Origin of the sequence: Niastella sp. (assembly GCF_045805085.1) — a bacterium.
GTDB lineage: Bacteria > Bacteroidota > Bacteroidia > Chitinophagales > Chitinophagaceae > Niastella.
The window spans coordinates 1-8,473 of sequence record NZ_JBJMLX010000295.1 but is presented as its reverse complement, the minus strand read 5'-3'; the positions used below and the strand labels follow the sequence as shown (position 1 = coordinate 8,473).

The following is an 8,473-nucleotide window of genomic DNA, read 5'->3' as shown; positions in this document are numbered from 1 at the left end:
TTCAACTTACAGGTTTCAGCAGTCAACAAAGATCTTTTGCGCAGCAACAATCACCTTTCCCTAAAAAACAAAAGACGCCGCAAGCTAAACTGCCTGCTGCGCCTTTCAATTTCTTCGTTAAAAGCGATCAACTTATAAGATATCCTGAAACGACTTCTTACTTACTTCACTTTCTATAAATTGTTTGAAGCCTTCCAGTGTAGTGAACCGGTTATCACTTTTTTCCCAGCCTGCATAGAAGCGAAATAACACCGGTTGATCATTTGTTATATTGGCCTTCATGATATATGTGTTCTGAATATCAGTGTTGACATTGGGCGTTGTGCCTGTACCGGCTACCTGTGCAGCCGGCATTAAAATGGCCATACCCAGTTTGTCTTTATTCTCTGATTGCACATCATAAGTAAAGATGGATCTATACCCTGTTGTGTTTACTTCGTATACTGTATTGCTGTGCAGGTTAACGATGCCGGTCACCAATTTCGCATTGGCGGGTGCGCCCTTTACCCAAACCTTGCTTTCATAGAAGTATTGTCCGCCCCAGATAGCAATTTCTTCAATCACGGTTACCGGCGCCAGCCCTTCGGCCACTTTCCAATTCTTATAAGTAAGGCGGCAGATAGCCCTGACAGGACCGTCAGCCAGTTTCTCGTAAGTAACCTGCTCAATATTTTTGCCGCCTAAACGAACGAGGGTATCTTTTCCATTTGGCAATGGCACCTGTAAGGCTAATGCGCCGGCGCCTAATGAGGCTCCTACTTTCAGGATATCCATTCCCCAATCGGCCAGTTTGTGATAGTTCTTTGCGGTATCTGCGCCCACTTCATCCAATACCATGCTGTTGGTTATTTTACCCCAGATGTCTTTTCCATTACGAACATCAAAATATAACCGGAAACCTACTTTATCATTTTCCCAGGCCGGTCCTTCTGTTAAATAAGGCGGCAATGGTTGTTTTGAAAAATCGGTTGGCTGGGCATTTACCGGCATCGTGTCTTTATCGAGCGCAACAGGTCCGAATGTATTATCAGCATTCTTTTTCATTTGCCGTACATGCGCGCGTACCATGGCTTTTATTGTAGCGGGGGCATCAGACACTTCGCCGTTCACTACCAATTTTTCATTGGGTTTGAACGAATACAGGAAGGAGGCTTCATCCCATTGCTGATCGCCATTCAGGTCATCATACTGTACAACTACAGGCATACCGGTAGCACTTTTTATCTTCAGGTATTTACCTGGTGCAATATTTCCTACGCTTTTTTCCAGCCTGGCCCTTTTTAAAACGATCAACTCATCCTTGCGTTCATCGCTGGTGCTGTTATCAATTACTATTTGTTTGGGCGAACTACAGGATGCTACCAGGATTAATAAAGCGATCAGGTTATGTTTTAAATGCATGTAGTTATTTAGAATTTTTTGCAATGATAGATATAAAGTTGACCAGTTGACCAGTTAACGAGAAAGAAGAAGCTTAGGGAAATAAAGTAGTGGGTTGATAAGGTTGAAAAAGTTGATACAGTTGATATAGGAAGTATTAGACTTGCCCCAGGCGATGCCGGAGGGGTCGAGGGAGACCCGATTGCCGCGAGGGCACCTTTGCCTTCTGCCCTTTGCCCTTTGCCCTCTGCCCTCTGCCTTCTGCCTTCTGCCCTCTGCCCCGCTCATTCCTTCACCAACTTCCTCTCCAAATCCTCCAAAGACACGCCCTTCGTCTCCGGCACCTTACTAAGCACCCATATCAATTGCAACGCCATCATAAAAGCAAAGAAACCAAAGATGGGCCAGGGATTATCTTTGAAGATGCCATCATCCTTATCTAAGAACACGGGCGTTATCAGCGTAATAAGCGCTGCAAATACCCAGTGCACACTGGCGCCAAACGATTGTCCCATTGCACGGACTCTATTGGGGAATATTTCAGAGATAAAAACCCAGATCACCGCGCCCTGCCCTATCGCATGCGCCGCTATAAATAATAAAAGGAATACCATCAATAAACCTGCGCTGGCATGCGCATAAAAGCACCAGGCTACCATGGCCAGACTGATGATATAGCCGATTGAACCAATAATCAGCAGGGTCTTTCTACCCAATCTGTCAATGAGATATAAACCCAGAAAAGTGAAGAGGAGATTGGTGCCGCCAATGGCAATGGAATTTAATAAAGATTCTTTCGCCGCTAAACCCGCCCTGCTCAGGATCTCCGGCGCATAGTATAAAATAAAATTGATCCCCGACCACTGGTTAAAGAATGCTACGAAAAATGCCAGCCAAATGATCGAACTATATTTTTTACTAAAAAAATGATGGTTATCATGTCCCGCGTGTGCTTCATGTGTAGCACTGGCAGTGATCATCTGTATTTCGTCATCGATGTTGTTCATGCCCAGCCGTTCCATTACTCGTCTGGCAGCCGTGTTGTCGCGCTTCACCGCCACCAGCCAGCGCGGACTTTCAGGGATCCCAAACACCATCAACGTATAGATCAGGGATGGAATAGCCATAACACCCAACATCCAGCGCCAGTCGTTAGGGCCGCCCACACCCTGTAAAAAATAATTGGACAAAAAAGCGATCAGGATGCCAAACACAATATTGAACTGGTACATAGCTACCAGTCGTCCCCTTGTTGATGGGGTGGAGATCTCTGAAACATAGGTAGGCGCTGCCACGGAAGAAACGCCTATGCCTAAACCGCCAATAAAGCGGAAAAACGAAAACACATAGGGACCATTCGCCAACGCAGACCCCAGGGCCGATATACTGAAAAAAATACCTATCCACAACAACACTTTCTTACGGCCATATTTTTGCGCCGGTAATCCGCCCAACAACGCCCCCACCACGGTACCCCACAAGGCCATTGACATGATGAAAAAACCATGGAACAAGCGGGAAGTATGCCATAATTCTTTTATAGGCAAATTGGCGCCCGAGATCACCACTGTATCGAACCCGAAAATAAAACCGGCAAGGGCCGCAATCAATGAAATGCCAAATAAATTAGCTGAGGATGCTGTGCTGCCAGATTGCGCAGTAGCCCTGGAACCGAAAGAAACTTGCATAGCAGTCGTTTTATAGCATAAGGTAGCGCTTTTAGCGCGTTATTCCGCCTAAATGTCAGGCGACGTTCTATCCACAACTTGTGCAAAAACTGTTGTGCATAAATGCTTATCCGCCCCTATTTTTGCCCATTACCCGATAATGTAATCTAGTGCAAATGATATCAACAAAAAGCGATCAGAAAAATGTGTTACTGTTTCAGCCTCATCGTTTATTGTCGGATCATAATTTGATGGAATGTTTACAGATCACCAAAGAAAAAGGTATTCCCAAATATGTAAACATTGAGTTGAACAGTTCCGAACTAAATAAGAATTTTCCTAAACTTCCCAAAGAAGTGAAAGAAGTGTTGCTGGGCTTCGGAAAAGAGAAGATCGCCCTGATGAAAGACGATGTTCAGAAAAAGTTCACGCTGCAACGCGCGGGTGTTTCCTATGAGGTGTATTCCAAATCTGCCCTTTCCCGCCGGTTGCATGAACATATGGAAAGAATGAAACCATTTGCCGCACTGGTAAAATGGTATCACAAAATACCGGGTGAAAAAGGAAGTTTTAAAACAGCGCCGGGCAGCTTCAGCACCTTTAAACCCAAACTTGAATTTGAGGTGGTGAAAAATGGTACGGGTCTTCAATTAAACACCATCATTTCAATAAACGGAACGCCTTATACCCTCGGTGAGTTCAACCGTTTCCAGTTCCTGTTGTTGAGCGGTAATGAATATTTTATTCTTTCTTATAAAGATTATCAAACGCTGGAATGGTTAAAGGATAATGATCCGCAACAATACAGCCACCAGCCCAATGAGCTGGCTGAAAACATTCTGGCCAAACTGGAAACAGATTATCCGGTTAACCGCAACAACCTGTTCCAGAAAAATGAACTTCGCATTACTCCGGTGAACCGGGTTATGCTGAGTGAGATCAGTCAGTCGTTCCTGGTGTTAACGCCCCAATGGGAATACGATGGTTTTATCATTGAAGGGCCCTGGAAAGAAACCTACGATATCACGCGCAATGGCCAGTCGTATGCCATTTATCGCAATCAACAGGATGAAAAGGATTTGTGGCAATTGCTGGAAGGATTGCATCCCAATTTTGAAAAACAACTGAACGGCTACTATTACCTTTCTTTTGAGGAAGCGCAAAAAAAACAATGGTTCCTGAAAGTATACCATAAACTACTCGATCTGAACATCCAGGTGATCGGGATGGATATGCTGCAACATTTCCGCTATTCGCAGCACAAGGTAAAAGCAGACGTTACCATAAAAAAAGAAGTTACCGATGCGCTGGTGCTGCATATGATCATTTCTTTTGGGGAGGAAGAAGTATCGCTGTTAGAAGTACAAAAGATCGTGCAAGCCGGACAACGCGCCATTCTTTTACAGGATGGTTCGCTTGGCATTTTGAATGATGAGTGGTTGCAAACCTATGGCACCATTATCCGGCATGGAAAAATTTCCGGCCAGGAAATACAGGTTCCCCGCTGGCTGGCATTCAGCGAAGAAGAGGCAGCCGATGGCACTTCGGTATTGAAACCAACGTTACACAATACCTGGTTAGAAAAATGGCAACTGTGGCAAAAGGATGGGGAAACGGTGTATAAAGTGCCTGCAGTAATTAATGCCCAGTTACGTCCCTATCAGCAGAAAGGATTTGAATGGATGCTATTACTGGCGGAAGCGGGCGCCGGCGCCTGTCTGGCAGATGATATGGGTTTGGGTAAAACGCTGCAAACGATCAGTGTGCTTACCCATCAGTTGCATGAAAAAGCTACCCAACGTCACCTTATAGTTTGTCCGTCTTCGCTTATTTATAACTGGTCGCAGGAGTTGCAAAAATTTGCGCCACATGTAAAGGTGCTGATCTATCATGGCGGCAACCGTTCAATACAGGATGCGGCTACCGGCGATTTCCAGGTGATCATTACCAGCTATGGCACCGTTCGGCAGGATATTGAAGAAATGTGTACCATTAACTTTGGCACAGTGGTGCTCGATGAAAGTCATAATATCAAGAACCCGGCGGCCCAGATCACGAAGGCGGCAGAGCGTTTACAATCCGGTTTCCGCGTGGCGCTGAGTGGTACACCGGTCATGAATAATACATTTGATCTGTATGCGCAATTGAACTTCCTGTTACCGGGCATCTTTGGCAGCAGGGAATTTTTCCGGCGCGAATATGCCGATGCCATCGATCATCGCCGCGAGAGCGACAAGATCAAAACCCTGCAACGGATCACGGCGCCCTTCGTTTTGCGCAGAACCAAAGAGCAGGTAGCCAGCGATCTGCCTGCGAAAACAGAAATGGTGATGTGGTGCGAGATGAGCATGGCGCAAAAGCGTTTGTACGATGAAATAAAGGACAGCATTCGCCAAAGTGTATTTCTGAATATAGAACAGGAAGGTCTTAATAAAAGTAAGCTGGCGGTATTACAAGGCATGTTAAAGCTGCGCCAGATCTGTAACTCGCCGTTGTTGTTGCCCAGCGAAGAACAAACCTGCAACGACTCAGTGAAGACCGATCTGTTGATGAATGAATTGCAAAACAACCTGAAAGATCATAAAGTACTGGTGTTCTCTCAATTCACCAGCATGCTGAACCTGCTGGCTGAGAACTGCCGCGAGCAGGGCATTGCGTATTATCACCTCGACGGATCAACCCCACCTGAAAAACGGCAGGAGCTGGTTAATCAGTTCCAGGCTCCCGATAATACGACCAATGTATTTTTAATTAGTCTGAAAGCAGGTAATGCCGGGTTGAACCTCACAGCCGCCAGCTATGTGATCCTGTTCGATCCCTGGTGGAATACCGCCGTGCAGCAACAGGCCATTGACCGTACGCATCGTATTGGCCAAACCAAAAATGTATTTGCTTATAAGATGATCTGTAAAGATACCATTGAGGAAAAGATCATTTCGTTACAGCAACACAAGAAGCAGCTGGCGGAGGAGTTGATCTCCGAAGATGAGGGTTTTGTGAAATCACTTACTGAGGATGATATTAAGTATCTCTTTAGTTAATATAGACAAAGGTGAGCCACCTTTGAAAGGTGACCCACCTTTGTTACATCATCGCCAAATGTATTTTAGCTCCGAAATGCATATTATCATTCGCCAGCACCCTTTCAAAACACGCCTTCGCTCCCACTCCATCTCCTAATCCCAATAATCCCAGTGCAGACAGATAATCGCAATGCACCTGGTTGCGGGTGTTGAGGTTGTCATCAAAAATTAAAAGATTGGGTAACGATACGGCGAAATAATCGATCCTGATCTCATCTGATCTGTGCTCCCTTCCATATTCAATCAGATCATTAAAGATAGCTGATGCCTTTTCTTTATTACCGAGTTGTTTCCAGGCCATGCCCTGGTAAAAGATCTTGTCCGGCTGCTGATCGTTGTAGAACAGGGCAGCAGTTGGTTGCGACAATCCATTTGTTGCTTTGGTGAAATACTCCTTTGCCGTAGCGCTATTACCCATCCGTTCATACGCAATACCGAGCCAGTAAAAGAGATCATTTTCCTGTGCGCCAAACAATTTGCCTTCACCCAGGTTATGGGGATACTCCTGCGCCTGTTGCAATAACCAGATCGCTTTTTCATAGTCCTTCGCATGAATGCATTGTTTAGCTATCTCCGTTAAACTAAACAGGTACTGCGCCGATACTTTTCCTTCGCCACCCTCCCATGGATGGAATTTCCGGTCCATGATCTGTTGATAGGCTTTTTCATATTGACCAATGAAGTTATATAGTGATGCACGTTCGAGGTACAGATCGTCCCGTTGTTCAACTACCTTCGCATGCTTTTCCAGGAACTGCAAACGTTCTGTTACGTCTTTATTTAACCGTTTATACAACTGATCCAGTTCCATTAAAACCCGGGCATCGGTTTTATCAAGCGCAAAGGCTTTTTCATACATGGCCAGCGCTTTTGTCGCATCCTGTCGTTTGTTGAAATAGGCAATACCCAGGTTACGGAATACCGTGGGGAATGTGGAATCCCGTTGGGCTGATAACTCCCATTTGGTAATAGCCTCTTCATACTGTCTTTTATCATACCACAGGTTGGCCAGATAATAGGGCGCTTTAGCATCTTTGGACATGATGGTTAAAGCCAATTGCAGCAGACCTATATCTTCCAGCCGGTTGGGGAAACAACCATTACTGTCGGCACCAGCAGCTTGTGCATAATAACCGTGTGCTTTTTCCGGATCGTTTTTAACATGATGAAACCCGCCCAGGTAATACCAAACCATTGGAGATACCGGTTCACCGGCATTATCGACATACCACTGTAACAACTGAATGGCATCATCGTACAAACCACAAGCCATATAATCCAGTGCATATTCTATGTAATTGTGTACATAGCCGCGTGCATGGTGTTGCAATTGTTCAAACGCCTGTTTTGCTGCTGCGCTATTACCTAACGCCTCGTTTGCTTTATACTGTTCTGCATACAGCGAAAGATTGAATGCATCGCGTTGTAATCCTTCTTTACAAACCTGTAAAGCCCGCTCGTATTGTTGCAGCGCATTACAGGCTGCCGCTTTCAACGCCCAGGCTTTGCTATTGCCCATATTCCTGTCGAGCGATTGTTGCGCATGGGTTAATGCAGTAGCAGGTTCACCCTGTAACAGGTCGAGCTGCGCCAGTGAAAAAAAGGCGCTGCTTTGCCAGGCGCTGCTCCAGGTAGCTTTGTAAAACGCTTCATACGCTTCTTTATACCTACCCTGGTATTTGAGCCCTAACCCGAGGTTATAATAAGGTTCGCTATCATAGGGATTTGGATTGCGTTGGGTGCCGGTAGCAATGGCCTTTCTAAAATAGGGTTCGCTTTTTGCAAACTGTCCACGCCGCAGGTACCAGGCGCCCAATGCATTGTTATTTCGAAATCACCTGCATCCCGGCGCAACGCTTCTTCATAATACGGGACCGGACTATACGTAGCATGCCGGTATTGTTCCAGGTGCTGACCTGTCAGGAACAATTGTTCATTATTGCTTACTTCTGCCGGTGGCAAAGCGGCTTTAGCCGGTTGTGGTATTTCGTTCTTTTTATTCTTTACCGGTTCATATCGCAATACTTCTTTGCCAGCTGCATTGGTAAGAACGAATAAAATATTCTCCGGCGTGGTTTCTTTATCTACCGCTATAGATCTGGTATATAATTTTTCCGGCCATGCCTCGACTATTTCATTAAGTAAAGATTTACCAGCACTATTAAATAGCTCTAATGTAAGTCCATGCTGTTTTGACGTGGCAAACAATTTTATCACCAGGTTGTCATTGTCTTTCTCCAAATTCACCAGCAGGTCTTTTGATGCATTCTTCACCAGTCCCAGTTCGCGGTAAGGCATAAAATACTGGGTGAAGGTTTTTTCTTCATAAGGCATCAACCACGA

Annotated in this window: 4 protein-coding genes and 1 pseudogene; 1 reads left to right on the top strand and 4 read right to left on the bottom strand. The window is 45.3% G+C overall.

Features of this window, described 5'->3' with window-relative positions; translation table 11 throughout:
• Window positions 1-132: 132 nt before the first annotated feature.
• Window positions 133-1,401 carry a DUF4861 domain-containing protein gene (locus ACJ751_RS15290; protein WP_407746370.1) on the bottom strand — a complete coding sequence of 423 codons (1,269 nt, stop codon included), beginning with the start codon at window positions 1,399-1,401 and terminating at the stop codon, window positions 133-135.
• A gap of 263 nt (window positions 1,402-1,664) precedes the next feature.
• The gene (locus ACJ751_RS15285; protein ID WP_407746369.1) at window positions 1,665-3,068 is read right to left on the bottom strand and encodes a sugar porter family MFS transporter; all 1,404 of its coding nucleotides are present in this window, start codon (window positions 3,066-3,068) and stop codon (window positions 1,665-1,667) included.
• A 155-nt stretch (window positions 3,069-3,223) separates the two neighbouring features.
• Between ACJ751_RS15285 and ACJ751_RS15280 the strand changes: the two genes are divergently transcribed.
• Window positions 3,224-6,088, top strand: coding sequence for a DEAD/DEAH box helicase (locus ACJ751_RS15280; protein ID WP_407746368.1), 2,865 nt, complete (start codon window positions 3,224-3,226; stop codon window positions 6,086-6,088).
• Window positions 6,089-6,131: 43 nt separating this feature from the next.
• Here ACJ751_RS15280 and ACJ751_RS15275 read toward each other — a convergent pair whose 3' ends face one another.
• Both ACJ751_RS15275 and ACJ751_RS15270 read right to left on the bottom strand, forming a co-directional pair.
• Window positions 6,132-7,709 carry a tetratricopeptide repeat protein gene (locus ACJ751_RS15275; protein ID WP_407746371.1) on the bottom strand — a complete coding sequence of 526 codons (1,578 nt, stop codon included), beginning with the start codon at window positions 7,707-7,709 and terminating at the stop codon, window positions 6,132-6,134.
• Between the two features lie 107 nt (window positions 7,710-7,816).
• Window positions 7,817-8,473 (bottom strand): annotated as a pseudogene (locus tag ACJ751_RS15270) (hypothetical protein); the annotation flags it as partial.

Excerpts from the sequence above, each read along its gene's own strand:
- ACJ751_RS15280 (WP_407746368.1), top strand. The coding sequence starts at position 3,224 with ATGATATCAACAAAAAGCGATCAGAAAAATGTGTTACTGTTTCAGCCT.
- ACJ751_RS15285 (WP_407746369.1), bottom strand. The coding sequence starts at position 3,068 with ATGCAAGTTTCTTTCGGTTCCAGGGCTACTGCGCAATCTGGCAGCACA.
- ACJ751_RS15290 (WP_407746370.1), bottom strand. The coding sequence starts at position 1,401 with ATGCATTTAAAACATAACCTGATCGCTTTATTAATCCTGGTAGCATCC.